At 69.7% G+C, this 13,789-nt stretch carries 12 protein-coding genes; 8 read left to right on the top strand and 4 right to left on the bottom strand.

The window, feature by feature from the left end; all coding sequences use genetic code 11:
* The first annotated feature begins 71 nt into the window (after positions 1-71).
* From DVS28_RS17420 to DVS28_RS17400, 5 genes are read left to right on the top strand one after another with little or no spacing between them, the layout of a single operon-like run.
* A complete protein-coding gene (locus tag DVS28_RS17420; protein ID WP_164710683.1) occupies positions 72-875 on the top strand; it encodes an ABC transporter permease in 804 nt (267 codons plus the stop codon).
* Positions 875-2,707: a dipeptide ABC transporter ATP-binding protein gene (locus DVS28_RS30000; protein WP_114592592.1), complete on the top strand. Its 1,833-nt coding sequence runs from the start codon at positions 875-877 to the stop codon at positions 2,705-2,707. The genes DVS28_RS17420 and DVS28_RS30000 overlap by 1 nt, the downstream gene beginning before the upstream one ends.
* Positions 2,698-3,945, top strand: a complete 1,248-nt coding sequence (locus tag DVS28_RS17410; RefSeq protein WP_216826117.1) for a threonine synthase — start codon at positions 2,698-2,700, stop codon at positions 3,943-3,945. Before DVS28_RS30000 ends, DVS28_RS17410 begins: the two co-directional genes overlap by 10 nt.
* A 51-nt stretch (positions 3,946-3,996) precedes the next feature.
* Positions 3,997-4,338: a cupin domain-containing protein gene (locus DVS28_RS17405; protein ID WP_114592590.1), complete on the top strand. Its 342-nt coding sequence runs from the start codon at positions 3,997-3,999 to the stop codon at positions 4,336-4,338.
* A gap of 52 nt (positions 4,339-4,390) precedes the next feature.
* Entirely contained in the window at positions 4,391-5,500 is a 1,110-nt protein-coding gene (locus tag DVS28_RS17400) for a cation diffusion facilitator family transporter (protein ID WP_114592589.1), read from the top strand.
* Positions 5,501-5,650: 150 nt separating this feature from the next.
* Here the strand turns inward: DVS28_RS17400 and DVS28_RS29995 are convergent, their stop codons facing one another.
* The 3 genes from DVS28_RS29995 to DVS28_RS17385 form a co-directional block, all read right to left on the bottom strand.
* On the bottom strand, positions 5,651-7,186 hold the full coding sequence (locus DVS28_RS29995; RefSeq protein ID WP_114592588.1) for a M20/M25/M40 family metallo-hydrolase: 1,536 nt from the start codon (positions 7,184-7,186) through the stop codon (positions 5,651-5,653).
* 139 nt (positions 7,187-7,325) lie between these two features.
* Entirely contained in the window at positions 7,326-7,946 is a 621-nt protein-coding gene (locus tag DVS28_RS17390; protein ID WP_216826116.1) for a response regulator, read from the bottom strand.
* Positions 7,943-9,283, bottom strand: coding sequence for a sensor histidine kinase (locus DVS28_RS17385; protein ID WP_114592587.1), 1,341 nt, complete (start codon positions 9,281-9,283; stop codon positions 7,943-7,945). Before DVS28_RS17385 ends, DVS28_RS17390 begins: the two co-directional genes overlap by 4 nt.
* A 125-nt stretch (positions 9,284-9,408) precedes the next feature.
* On the opposite strand from DVS28_RS17385, the gene DVS28_RS17380 reads away from it, so the two are divergent.
* Together DVS28_RS17380 and DVS28_RS17375 are read left to right on the top strand one after the other, a co-directional pair.
* Positions 9,409-10,290 carry a cell wall-binding repeat-containing protein gene (locus DVS28_RS17380; RefSeq protein ID WP_114592586.1) on the top strand — a complete coding sequence of 294 codons (882 nt, stop codon included), beginning with the start codon at positions 9,409-9,411 and terminating at the stop codon, positions 10,288-10,290.
* A 68-nt stretch (positions 10,291-10,358) separates the two neighbouring features.
* Complete coding sequence (locus tag DVS28_RS17375) at positions 10,359-11,210, top strand: prolipoprotein diacylglyceryl transferase (RefSeq protein ID WP_114592585.1); 852 nt, start codon at positions 10,359-10,361, stop codon at positions 11,208-11,210.
* Between the two features lie 24 nt (positions 11,211-11,234).
* Here DVS28_RS17375 and DVS28_RS17370 read toward each other — a convergent pair whose 3' ends face one another.
* Positions 11,235-12,242, bottom strand: coding sequence for a LacI family DNA-binding transcriptional regulator (locus DVS28_RS17370; protein WP_114592584.1), 1,008 nt, complete (start codon positions 12,240-12,242; stop codon positions 11,235-11,237).
* Positions 12,243-12,362: 120 nt separating this feature from the next.
* On the opposite strand from DVS28_RS17370, the gene DVS28_RS17365 reads away from it, so the two are divergent.
* Positions 12,363-13,757: a sugar ABC transporter substrate-binding protein gene (locus DVS28_RS17365; protein ID WP_164710681.1), complete on the top strand. Its 1,395-nt coding sequence runs from the start codon at positions 12,363-12,365 to the stop codon at positions 13,755-13,757.
* Positions 13,758-13,789 lie beyond the last annotated feature (32 nt).

The raw sequence follows: 13,789 nt of genomic DNA, 5'->3' as shown, positions 1-13,789 counted from the left end.
CCACCCCTGGAGGCCGGACGGAATCGCGTGCTGCGGGGAAAGCGGCACGGCGGCGGCGTCGTGACGTCACGGTGCCCCTCGTCATCCTCGGCGTCGTCGTAGTGGCCGCGATCGCCGCGCCGATTTTGGCTCCGTACGGCCCGCTGGAGCGGACCGCGGACGCCACCGGGGCCCTCAACCGACTCGCGCCACCGAGCTGGGACCACCCCTTCGGCACCACCAACCTCGGTCGTGACGTGTTCAGCCAAGTCATCTGGGGCGCGCGCCGCAGCCTGACCATCGGCGTCTGCGCCGCACTCGCAACCGTCGCCATCGGCATCAACGTGGGGCTGCTCGCAGGCTACTTCCGTGGGCCCGTAGACAACCTGCTCATGCGCTTGACCGACGTCGCCTACGCCATCCCCTTCCTCCCGTTCGCCATCGTATTGGTCGGCATCTTCGGCCGTTCCGATGTGGTGCTGGTCGTGGCAATAGCAACGCTCTTCTGGCGGACTACCGCCCGCATCGTCAGGGCTCAGGTCCTGTCGTTGCGGGAGCGGCCGTTCATCCGTTCGGCACGGGCTGTCGGTGCGGCCCCGCTTCGGATCGTCTACCTGCACCTGCTGCCCAACGTCGTCTCGATGGCGCTGCTCTACGCGGTACTCCTCGTGGCGGAGGCCATCGTTGCCGAGGCCACCCTCAGCTTCCTGGGCCTGGCGCCTGCGGACAGCCTGTCTTGGGGAACCGTCATGTTCGACGCGTTCACCTCGGGACGGCTGAACACCAGCTGGTGGTGGACCTTCTTCCCCGGGCTCGCCATCATGCTCACCGTCTTCGCCGTGAGTCTCTGCGGACGAGCCATCGAGACGCGCCAGCTGCGTGAGGTGGGGGCGTGATGGTCGCTGAGGCACTCCTGGAGGTCGCTGACCTCTCCGTTGCCTACACCACGCCGGCGGGAACGGTCGACGCCCTGTCGGGGCTCGACCTGACCGTTCCAGCCGGGGGAGCGGTCGCGCTGGTCGGTGAATCCGGCTCGGGCAAGAGCACCACCGTCAAGTCCATCCTCGGCCTGCTCGGTCACACGGCGACCGTCACCAGCGGAGACCTCCGCTTCGACGGTCGCAGCCTGCTCGGACGAACCGAGTCGGAGCTGCGGACGCTGCGAGCCGCGCAGATCGCCTTGGTCCCGCAAGCGGCGATGAACGGGCTCGACCCTGTCCGCCCCGTCATCGGACAGATCGTCGACGTCGTTCGCAGCCACTCGACGGCGTCCTCCCGTGACGCCCACGACATGGCCACCGCAGCGCTCGATCGTGTCGGTATTGGCCAGCACCAAGCCCGCTGGTTCCCCCACCAGTTCAGCGGCGGCATGCGACAACGGGCGATGATCGCGATGGCGACCGTCCTCCAGCCGAAGCTGTTGATCGCCGACGAACCGACCACCGGCCTCGACGTCGTGGTCCAGGACCGCGTGATGGCGGTGCTGGAGGACCTCCGACACGAGCTCGGACTGGCGATCCTCCTCGTCACCCACGACCTGGCCGTGGCTGCGGAGCTCTGTGACCACGTGGTGGTCATGAAGGACGGGGAGGGCGTGGAGTCCGGGCCGATCCGTCGGGTCGTTGCCACCCCGAAGCACGACTACACCCGGAAGCTGCTGAGCCGACGGACGACAGCGCGGGCAGCCACGATCGGCGAACCGGCGCTGGAGGTCACCGGGGTGTCAGTCGCTTACTCCTCGGGTCGCGGCCTGGCGGCGTTGCGACGCGAACCCGACGTCACGGCAGTGGAGGACGTGTCGCTGACCGTCCATCGCGGCGAGATCCTCGGGCTGGCCGGGGAGAGCGGGTGCGGAAAGTCCAGCCTCGCCAGCGCGATCATGGGCCTGGCCCCACTCTCACGAGGGGAGGTCCGCGTCGGCCCCAAGCTCCTGACGCATGGGGCGAAGAGGAAGGAATGGCGCGAGGCACGTCGTCGCGTGCAGATGGTCTTCCAGGATCCCTACGAATCCCTGAACCCACGCTTCACCGTCCGTCGGACCCTCACCGACGTGCTGCGCAGCCAGGGCGTCCGCGGCGATGTCGACTCGGAGATCCACGCGGCGCTCGAGTCCGTCGAACTGCGTCCGTCCGCTCGCTACATCGACCGGCGGCCACACAGCCTCAGCGGCGGCGAACGCCAACGCGTGGCCATCGCACGGGCGCTGGTCCTCCACCCTGATGTCGTCGTTGCCGACGAGCCGGTGTCGATGCTGGACCGCCAGACTGCTGACCAAGTCGCCGGTCTGCTTCGACGGCTGACCCAGGACGAAGGCCTCGGGGTCCTGCTGATCTCCCACGACATGTCCCTGCTCGGTCAGGTCGCCGATCGCATCGCGGTGATGTACCTGGGACGACTCGTCGAGGTCGGCTCGACCGCCGAGGTTCCAGTTCGTCCACGCCACCCCTACACCCGCGCGCTCGTGTCGGCGGCTCCCACGCTCGCGGCGGCCGGTACCCGGACGCGAGTGACCCTGCCGGGCGAGCTCCCCAGCAACGTCGATCGACCGTCGGGCTGTGCATTCCATTCGCGCTGTCCGGTCGCGCAGACCGACTGCTCGCACCTCGACCCGTCGCTGGAGGGCGACAGCCACCGGCACGCGTGCCTCCACCCGCTGCACGAGCCCGTACTTCCGGGCGCCAACCTCCTTCCCGTCGATACACACAGGAGACACCCGCGATGCCAATGACCAAGTCCCACGCCACGGGACAACGATCCCTGAAGTCCCCGGAGCTGCAGTTCCCGCTGCTGCCGCCCCTGACCAAGGGGTGCCCCACCACCAGCACCGCGACGGTGAGCTACCCCCTCGAGGTCACCTACGACCTGTCCTCGGTCCGGGGTCGCTTTCCAACCGGAGAGGGTGGGCATGCACCGATGACGGCATGGACCGACCTCCTGCCGCCCGTGGCCGAGGCGTTGGCCGCCGATGTCGGTGGGACGCCCCTGATCGACGGCGGCCAGGCGCTGGACGCCACCATCGAGGTGTGGCTCAAGGACGAAAGCCGCAATCCGACGTGGAGCCACAAGGACCGGCTGAACGTCTGCACCGTGAGCGCCGGCTCCCTCGTCGACGCACCCGGGATCGTGGTCGCGTCGTCGGGCAACCACGGCGCCTCGGCGGCCGCCATGGCGGCGCGGCTCGGCTTGCCGTGTGTGGTGGTGATGTCCTCCGGCAGCCCGCCCGCGGTGGCGGCCTTCGTCGAGGCCTACGGGGCCACGACCCTGTGCGTTCACCGCGACGCCCGTTGGCAGCTGCTCAACGACCTCGTCGACCGGCTTGGATTCCACCCTGTCAGCAACATGACCCCGACCCACACGGGGCACCCCTTCGGGCCGGAGGGGTACAAGACCATCGCGTTCGAGGTTGTCGAGCAGCTCGGTGGCCGAGTCCCCGCCGAGGTGTACGTCCCGACCGGCTACGCCGAGCTGTTGTACGGCGTCTGGAAGGGCTTCAAGGAACTCGAGGCCGTCGGCGTGACCGACACGACACCGCGGATGATGGCTTGCGAGGTCGCCGTACGCGGACCGCTGGCCAGGTCCATCCGCGAGGGGTTGCCCGCAACGACCGTCGAGGGTCGTCCGACCGACGCCTACTCCATGGCCACCACGACCAGCGGATATCGCGGCGTCCTGGCCGTCACCGAGAGCGGCGGCGAGGTCGTGCTGGTCGACGACGAGCAGATGTACGCAGCGCAGGCCCGCCTGGCCGGGCTCGGCCTGTGGCAGGAGCTGTCGGGTGCCTCCGCCCTCGCAGGCCTGACCGTTACCGCCGACCGCGGTCACCGCCCGGACGGGCCAGTGGTGTGCATCTGCACCTCCAGCGGCTTCAAGGACAAGACCCTTCCGGTCAACGGAACGCGCCACGAGATCGATGCGTCCTGGCCCGCCGTCCGCCGGACGCTGAAGTCCTCCGGAATCGCCGCCTGACGCGATTCGCCCACAGAGCTCTAGCCCGCAACCCAGACAAGGAGCATCCCAATGATCGAAGTCCGAAACATCAACGACGTCGAGCTCGACGAGAACGACGAACGCCGCATCTGGCGGCTGCTGTACCCCGAGACCCTTGGCGGTGCCGAGTACGGAGCCGTCGGCGGAGTCGCCTCGTACAAGCCGAGCGACACGCCCCTTCCGCTCGGCAACGCCCACAAGAACCCAGAGCTGTACTACATCATTCGTGGCAAGGGCGTCGTGGCAACTCCGGAGGGCGAGGTCGAGGTCCAGGCCGGCGACACCTTCGTCAACCCGCCCGGCATGGAACACAGCATCTGGTCCAGCACGGACGAAGAAATGTTGACCTGGTACGTGGCGATCCGCCGCTGACCCCGCCCGGGCCGTGCCGCCCTGGCGGCACGGCCCACCGAGGAGACCCGAGATGCAATCCCATCACGACACCACCGACAGCCACATCGCGTCCCACGGCCACAACGGACACGGGGGTCACGACCACGGAGATCACGACCACGGTGGCCACGCCCACGACGACCATGGCCACGACCACCATGGCGGCGGCTTCCTCTCGCGGCTGAAGTCGATCTTCGTTCCGCATTCCCACGACCACATCGACTCGATCGACTCGGTGATGGAGTCCACCGACCAAGGCATCAGGGCGGTCAAGATCTCCTTGGTGGGGCTCATGATCACCGCCGTGCTGCAGGTCTTTATCGTGGTGCTCAGTGGGTCAGTGGCGCTGCTCGCCGACACCATCCACAACTTCTCCGATGCCCTGACCTCGATCCCCCTGTGGATCGCCTTCCTGTTCGTCCGTCGTGCGGCCACCAGCCGCTACACCTACGGCTACCGACGAGCAGAGGACCTCGCCGGACTCTTCGTTGTGGCGATGATCGCCCTGTCCGCGATCGTCGCCGGGTGGGAGTCCATCCGTCGTCTGCTGAACCCAGAATCGCTGGACCACATCCCGTGGGTGATTGCCGCTGGCGTCATCGGGTTCATCGGCAACGAGATCGTCGCGGTGTACCGCATCACCGTCGGACGACGCATCGGTTCCTCCGCGTTGGTCGCCGATGGCTACCACGCCCGGACGGATGGGTTCACCTCACTGGGCGTCGTTGCCAGCGGCATCGGCGCCGCCATGGGATTCGAGCGTGCTGACCCCATCGTCGGATTGATCATCACCGCTGCCATCCTCGTGGTGCTGTTCGGCGCAGGGAAGTCGGTGTTCCAGCGACTCATGGATGGCGTCGAACCGAGCCTGGTCACCACTGCGGAGGCCAGTGCGAGCGAGGTCGACGGCGTCGTCGATGTCAGCGACATCCGCATTCGCTGGACCGGTCATCGCCTGGACGCCGCGCTCACGGTCAGCGTCCATCCGGACCTTACGGTCGTCGATGGCCACGACGTTGCACAGCGCGTGCGGCACGCGTTGCACCATTCGCTCCCGAACCTCGATCGAGCGATGGTCCACGTCGATCCAATCGACGAGGACGGTCGACATCACGAGCTGACGAGTCACCACGCACTCTGACCTTCGTGAGGGGTCCGAGCAACCGCTCGGACCCCGCACGCATGACGTGGCCCCCATTGCGAACGACACGCGCGAGGTTCTGCCCGGGTAGGGGAGCGGACACGGAAGAGGGGCAGCCGGCGAACCGACTGCCCCTCTGCCCGAGCAGGATCAGCTGGTCACGTGCTCGTCGTCGTGCAGGCCGGAGGAGCTGCCGCCCGGGTAGCCGGACGCCGATGAGCTGCCCGACCCCACCGACGCCGACCCCGGGACCGACTTGCCCGGCACCCCGTTGACGGTCTCGGTGGAGTAGGCGTAGGTCAGGACCGCGTAGGCCACGGCGTCGATGTTGACGTCCAACGCGTGGAGGTTGACGTTGTCGTAGGTGTCACACGCGAGGTGGTAGCAGGGGTCGTACTGGTCGCCGGCCGTGCCGCCCCAGATCCCGGCCTCCTCCACCGTCTTGATGCCCTCCGCCCCGGTGAACAGGCCACCGGAGGGGACGCCCACAGCGATGAAGGGACCGTAGTCGGACCGGCCGGAGAAGTCCGTGCCCTTCCACGACTCACCGACCTGGGCGTAGAAGTCCTCGAAGAGGGACTCGATCTCGGCCGATCCCGCTGGCCCGGGGCCGGCCCCGACACCGTCGGAGTCGTCACCGTCGTAGACGAAGAAGACGTGGTTGGGCGACCCGATCATGTCGAAGTTCAGGTACAGCGCGATGTCGTCGAGCTGCTCGGCCGTGCGCGTGTTCACGTAGTGGGTCGCGCCGACCAGACCGGACTCCTCCGCGCCCCACAGCGCGAACCGGACCTTGTTGCGGGGGTTGAGCTTCTGCAGCGCCTCGGCGGTCTCGAGGATGGCCGCGGTACCGGAACCGTTGTCATTGATGCCGGGGCCGGCGTTCACGCTGTCGAGGTGTGCCCCGACCATGACCACGTTCCCCGGGTCGCCGCCGGGGGTCTCGGCCAGGACGTTGGAGGTCGTGGCGGTTCCCCGGAAGGTGTCGGCCTTCAGGCGCATGACCAACCCGGCGGTGCTCGCCAGCTGCTGGCCGATGGCCTGGGTGACCGACGTCACCGGGATGTCGAGGGTGAAGCCGTTGCCCAGCGTGCCGTTGAGGGTGCCGGGGACGTTGTTGTAGATGATCACGCCGGTTGCCCCGGCGCTGGCGGCGTTGGTGGCCTTCAGCGAAAAGGCGCAGGCGCCTCGGCTGATCAGGGCGATGTTGCCCACTGGGAAGCCGGCGAAGTCCGCGGCCTCACAGCCGGGGGTGGGGTCGGCCGCCGGGAGGGCGGTGACGGCGGCGGTCACGTCACCGCTGCCGGAGTAGGACATGACGTTGTTGGCCACGGGACCGCCCGGCGCAGGGGACACCTGCTCGAGGACCGTCTGGGACAGGGTGATGAAGGTCTGGAACTGAAACTCCTGGATCGTCACGTCGTACCCGGCGTCCTCGAACACCCCGGCGGCGTAGGCCGCCGACGCGTCGTAGCCCGGGGTTCCCGAGGTCCGGATGCCGTTGTGCTCGTCGGCGATCGCCTGCAGGGCAGCCTGGTGTTCGCGTGCCCCATCGAGCGTCACGCACTCCATCAGCTTCTTGTAGGTGTTGTTGGTCCGGTTCTCGCAACCACCGGCGGTCGCGCCTCCGGCGGGCAGCGCCACCGCGGCGAGCGCGATGACGAGCAGGATCATGTGTCTGCGCATGGCAAGTGCTCTCCCTCGTTCTGGCCGCCAGCGGACTGCGGCGGCCCCTCGACCCGGCGCAGACTAGTCACAACGGAGGGAATGGGATAGGGGGGTTCACGAAGTATCGACGGCCGGTGACGTCGTCACTACGAACCGTTCACATTCCTCGGCGTTGCACCCACAGGGCCGCCTGCGTGCGGTCCTGCACACCGATCGCCTGGTAGATCCGGGTCAGGTGTGCCTTCACCGTTCGCTCCGTGATGCCGAGCCGGCGGCCGATCTGCTTGTTGGCCAGCCCCTGCGCCACCAGGTCGAGGACCTGCTGCTCACGCTCGGTCAGCGTCGGGCCGGCGGGGGCGCTCCGCGCGTCCAGCATCGCCCGCGCCGCCTTGGGGTCCAGCACCGCGCCGCCCGCGTGGGCCGTCCGGACGGCCTCGGCGATCTCGGCCGGTTCGGCGTGCTTGAACAGGTAGCCGTCGGCGCCGGCGTCGATGGCGGCCACGATGCGCTCGGGCTCGCCCAGCGACGTCAGGACGACCACCCGGACGTCCGGATGTGCGGCCTTCAGCACCCGGGTGGCCTCCACCCCGTCCATGACCGGCATGGCCAGGTCCATCAGCACCACGTCGGGGGGATCCTCGGCCGCCAGCTCGACCGCCTGCTTGCCGTCCTCGGCCAGGTGCACGACGTCGAACCCACCTGCCGCCTCCAGCAGCATCCGCAGGCCGTTGCGGACCACGCCGTGGTCATCCACCACCATCACACGCAGCACGGTCACAGCGGCACCTCCAGCTCGATCGCGGTCCCGGCCCCGACCCCGGAGGAGAGGGTGAGCAGTCCACCGAGCTCGCGAGCGCTGTCGGCCAGCAGCCGCAGGCCGAAGTGGCCCTCGGCGTCACCGTCGTCCCCGGTCGGGTCGAAACCGCTGCCGTCGTCGTCGACCCGCAGCCGCAGCCGGTCATCCACGGCGGTCAGCGTGACCACGACCCGACCCGCCGCGGCGTGCTTGTCGACGTTGCGCAGCGCCTCCTGGGCGATGCGGTGGACCAGTTCGGCGGTCGGCCGGGGGATCGGCACCTGCACGTCTGCGTCCAGCTGCACGTCGCGGCCGGCTGCGCGGTGCCGGGCCAGCAGGTCCTCCAGCGCCGATGCCAGCCCCTGTCCGTCCAGGTCCGGCGGGTAGATGTCGACCAGCAGGGTCCGCAGCGCCCCGACGTTGGCCCGCAGGGTGGCGGCCGCCGACTCGGCGGTCTCCCGCACGCGATCGGGATCCTCGGCGGACGCAACCGCGGACAGCTCGAAGGACAACCCGGCGAGGTCCTGCACCACGCCGTCGTGCAGGTCCGCGGCGATCCGCCGGCGTTCCAGGGCCGAGGACTCCAGGCTGCGCACCAGCAGCTGCTGGCGGTGTACCGCCCCGTCACGAAGGCGGCGGGCCATCGACCAGGCCAGCGGGACCTGGACCAGCTGCAGCACCAGCAGCCCGCCGATGACCAGCGGCGCGAACGCCGTCCACACCCGCCGTCCGGCCTCGTTGACCCGACGGAGGTCGAAGTACGCCTCGTACAGCAGGGGAGCGCCGTCGGGCCCGTCGATGGGCAGGTAGACCTCCAGCAGCTCGGACTGGGAGACCTCGAACCGGTTCTCGGGGGACGACAGGTCGGACTCCTCCACGACGATGTCACCGGAGACGATCGCCGCCTGCTTCTCGTCGTCCCAGGGGTGGGGCTCGCCGATCAGCCGGCTCTCGTCGGAGTACAGGATCGTCCCGCCGTCACCGTCGGGTTGCCACAGCTTGACCCGGACCAGCGACCCACCGAGCACCGCGTCGACCACGGTCCGGTTGAGCGAGGACAGGCTCGCAGGGTCGCCCGTCAGGATTCCTGCGTCGAGCGCGGGTTCGACGATGCCGACGCCGGTCAGGCGGGCGATGCGTCGTGCCTCGTCCAGCGCCACGTCCCGACCGACGGACTGGCTGAGGGCCACGCTTGCGAGCAGCACCAGCCCGAGGGCGATCAGGCCGGCGGCGGCGAACCGCCAGACGAGCCCGATGACGCTGGGCACGCCGAGGGGTTTCGCAACGGCCATTGAGGTCTCGCCGGGGGTTGCCGACATGGGGGAGGCATACCACGTCGTACCGAGGCAGCACGGAGTACTACGACCATCGTCCAGTGGTGGGCTCCGACCGGGTCTCCTGCACGGTGGTCCTGCTGCACTCGCCGAACTGAAAGGACGTCAGCGTGACCACGCCGACCGCGATCAAGACCCTCCTGTCCATGCTCCTGGTGCTCGTGCTGGGGGTCTCGACCGTCGCCCTCGCCCAGGATCCAGTCGACGACCCAGCCGAGGACACCACGGACCCCAGTGACGACGAGTCCGAGCCCGAAGAGGAAGAGTCCGAGCCCGAGGAGGAGGGATCCGAGCCCGAGGAGGAGGAATCGGAGGACGACGACTCCGACGACGATGGCGAGTCCGACCGTCCGGTCCGCGGCGCGCGGGTATTCGGTGCCGACCGCATCTCCACCGCGGTGGCCATCAGCCAGTACGAGTTCCGCGGCGGTGCCAGCGAGGTGTACCTGGCCCGCGCCGACAACTTCGCCGACGCCGTCGCCGCGGGTGCGCTGCAGCACGGTCCCGTCCTGCTGGTCCCCAGCTGCGGTGACCTGCCCCCGATCGTGGCCGAGGAAATCGCTCGCCTGCACCCCCGCAAGGTTGTCGCGCTCGGTGGCCCCGACGCCATCTGTGACGACATCCTCGACGCCGCGATCGCCGCGGCCAGCGCCGGTCGTGGCCACGACGACGACGAGTCCGACGACGACAACGACGACGAGATCGGTGACGACGAGCCGCGCACCGAGGAGACCACCTACCTCGACCTGGCCGTCGGCGAGCAGGCCACGCTGGACGCCGACGAGGTCGGCACCGTGACCATCGAGCGCACCGAGGACGGCGTGTCGCTGGTCGACGCGGTCGCCGTGGACGACACCTGGACGGTCACCGTCGAGGACGACGAGGCCGACGAGGTCCACGTCCGGTTCCGCAACGGCGACACCCGTGTCGACCTCGGCGCGGAGCTCGAGGACGGTCAGGTCCGCGTGCGGGTCCGCACCCGTCAGGACTGACCGCAACACCGCCGGGGCCCTGCTCGCCCCGGCGGTGTTCATCACTCGCCCATGGGAGACTGACCCCGATGGACTACCCCGAGCGCCGGACCGTCGTCCTGCACGACCCCGACCGGTCACCGACCGGCCCGGCGCCGAGCGCTCGGGAGTCCCTGCGGCTGACCGGCGCGTCGGTCCTGGCGCTGGTCCTCGTGGTCGGTGTCGGGCTGACCGGCGCGCAGCTGACCAGCAGCTTCCTGACCGACCCGGCCCGATCGGCGCTGGAGGGGCTGTGGCTCGAACCCGCGGTCGCCGCCACCATCGCCGAGCCCACCGAGGACGAGGACGACGAGGATCACCCAACGGCCACGGAGTCGGAGGGGAACGACACGCCAACGGAGGAGGACAGGGAGCCGTCGGACGACGGTGTCCTGTCCGGCGTGGACCGTCCCGACGACGACGGGCCAGCGACGGCTGCCCTGCCCGACGCCAGCAGCCCGGACCGGGACGGACCCGACGACGATGATGACGAGCCCGCGACGTCGCGGCCGGACAACCAGGGGCCGGGCTCGAGCACCCAGGGGTCGAGCAGCTCGGGGCCGAGCGACGACGGCCCGGAAGCGGACGACGAGCCCGAACGGGACGAGCCCGAACGGGACGAGCCGGACGAGGTCGAGGTGCCTGAACGGGACGAACCCGACGAGGTCGAGGTGCCCGAACGCGACGAGCCCGACGAGGTCGAGCCGGACGAGGTCGAGGTGCCCGAACGCGACGAGCCCGACGAGGTCGAGCCGGACGAGGTCGAGGTACCCGAACGGGACGAGCCCGACGAGGTCGACGAGCCGGATCGCCACGAGGTCGAGGTCCCCGAGCACGACGAGCCCGAGCGAGACGAACCCGAACGGGACGAACCGGACAGGGACGAGTCCGACGACGACTGACCCGCCGGGCGACGGTCCGCCGGGTCAGGCCGGCGCGGGCCCCGTCGATTCCCGGGCGATCAGCTCGGGGTGGAACGCGAGCTCGGTGGTGGACAGCTGGGCCCCCTCCGCAGCCTGCACGCACAGCCGGGCGATCGCCCGGCACAGCTTGTCGACTGGCTGCCGCACCGTCGTCAGCGGCGGGTCCGTGTGGGGGATCAGCATGCTGTCGTCGTAGCCGACCACCGACACGTCCTCTGGCACCCGAAGTCCCCGCGCCCGCACCGCCTGGACCACGCCCAGCGCGATGACGTCGGACGCCGCGACGATGCCCGTGATCCCACGATCCAGCAGGACGTCACCAGCCCGTCGGCCGCCGGAGATCGTGTAGGCCTCCTCGACCACCACCTGATCGGCATCCAGCCCGGCCGCGGCCATCGCGGCGGCCCAGCCCTCCCGTCGCTGGGAGGCCGCCATGTACCGCAGCTGACCGGCGGCAAGCCCGATCCGACGATGCCCCAGCCGCAGCAGGTGTTCGGTCGCCAGCCGCCCGGCCTCCACGTCGTCGGTGGTCACCGCCGGCAGGTGCTCCAGGCCCGGCGCACGACCGTTGACCACGATGACCGCGACCCCTCGCTCCCGCAGGTCGTCGTACACCCCGTGGTCGGCCTCGGTGTCGGCGTGGGTCCCGGCGACGAACACCGCGGCCGCCACCCCGATGTCGGCCACCGCCTCGACGTGGACCCGCTCGCCCACCCCGTCCGGGCTCGACGTGCACAGGATCGTCGTCATCCCCGACCGGCCCAGCCGGCTCTCGATTCCCTGCGCGAAGGCCGGGAAGATCGGGTTGGTCAGCTCGGGCACGAGCAGCCCGACCGTCCGCCGTCGGGGATTGCCGCGCATGCCGCTGGGCTCCCACTCCAGCTGGCGCAGCGCGTCGACCACCCGGTCGCGCACGGCGTCGCTGACCCCCGGACGATCGTTGACCACCCGGCTCACCGTCGCCGTGCTCACACCGGCGAGCGACGCCACGTCCTTCAGCCTTGGCCGCATGCGCGCACCATACCCGACTGAAATTTCTTGCAGTAGCGGTTTACGTTCTTGCAGGCGTTGCGTAGCATCCCCCTGACCGGGTGGAGGGCCCGCCGATCGAACACGCACGAGGAGAGAGCCGTGAAGCGACACGTTCTTGTCATGCTGATGATGGTGCTGGCCGTAATCGCCACCGCCTGCGCCAGCGATGACGCCACGACCGACGACAGCAGCGAAGGGGCCGCGGTCGAGACGACCGACGCACCGGAGGACGACGTCGCCACCGAGGAGGAGCCCGCGGAGGAGGAGGCCACCGAGGAGGAGGCCGCAACCGACGCCACCGAGGACGACGCCGCCGCCGAGCCCACCGAGGACGCCCCCGTCGCCCGGGCCGACGCCGATCTGGTGATCTGGGCCGACGAGACCCGCGTGCAGGCCCTCGAGCCGTTCGTGGAGCAGTTCGGGGTCGACAACGGCATCACCGTCGCCCTCCAGGAGCTGGAGTTCGACGAGATCCGCAGCCAGTTCTCCACCGCCGCCCCCGCCGGTGAGGGTCCCGACATCATCGTCGGCGCCCACGACTGGCTCGGCGAGCTGGTCACCAACGGCCTGGTTGCCCCCATCGACCTGGCCAACGCCGGGGAGTACGCCGAGGTCGCCATCGACGCGATGACCTACGACGGCCAGCTCTACGGCGTCCCCTACGCCATCGAGAACATCGCCCTGGTCCGCAACACCGACCTGGTCCCCGACGCCCCCGCCACCTTCGAGGAGCTCGAGCAGATCGCCCTGGACCTGCAGTCCTCCGGTGATGTCGAGATCGGCCTCGCGCTGCAGGCCGACGCCGCCGACCCGTACCACAACTACCCCCTGTTCACCGCCTTCGGCGCCAGCGTCTTCGCGGTCAACGACGACGGCACCTACAACCCCGACGAGCTGGGCCTGGACACCCCCGAGGGCCTCGCCGCCGCCGAGCAGTTCGGCGCCTGGGTCGAGTCCGGCCTGATCAACCCGTCGATCACCTACGACGTCATGGTCGACAGCTTCGCCAGCGGCAACGCCGCGTTCGCCATCACCGGCCCGTGGGCCGTCTCGCAGGAGGACCCGCCCGGGTTCCGTGCCCAGGGCGTCAACTACGCCGTCAGCCCCATCCCCTCCATCCAGGGCGGCACCCCCGAGCCGTTCGTGGGCGTCCAGGGCCTGATGATCTCCTCCTTCAGCGAGCAGGGCCTGCTGGCCCAGACGTTCGTGCAGGACTTCATCGGCACCGAGGAGGTGCAGCTGGCGCTGTTCGAGGCCGGCGGCCGTCCGCCAGCGCTGCTTGCCGCCTTCGACCAGGTCGCCGACGACCCCGACGTCCAGGGCTTCGGTGAGTCCGGCCAGAACGGTGCCCCGCTGCCCGCCATCCCCGAGATGGGTTCGGTGTGGACCGCCTGGACCGACGCCTACGAGCTGATCTACGACCAGCAGGGCACCCCCACGGAGAACTTCCAGGCTGCGGCCGACCAGATCCGCAACCTGATCGCCGAGGGCTAGGCCCAGCAACCGGACAGCGAGAAGAGAAGAGG

This window comes from Euzebya pacifica (assembly GCF_003344865.1).
Taxonomy (GTDB): Bacteria; Actinomycetota; Nitriliruptoria; order Euzebyales; family Euzebyaceae; genus Euzebya; species Euzebya pacifica.
This window is presented reverse-complemented; position numbering and strand designations above follow the sequence as displayed.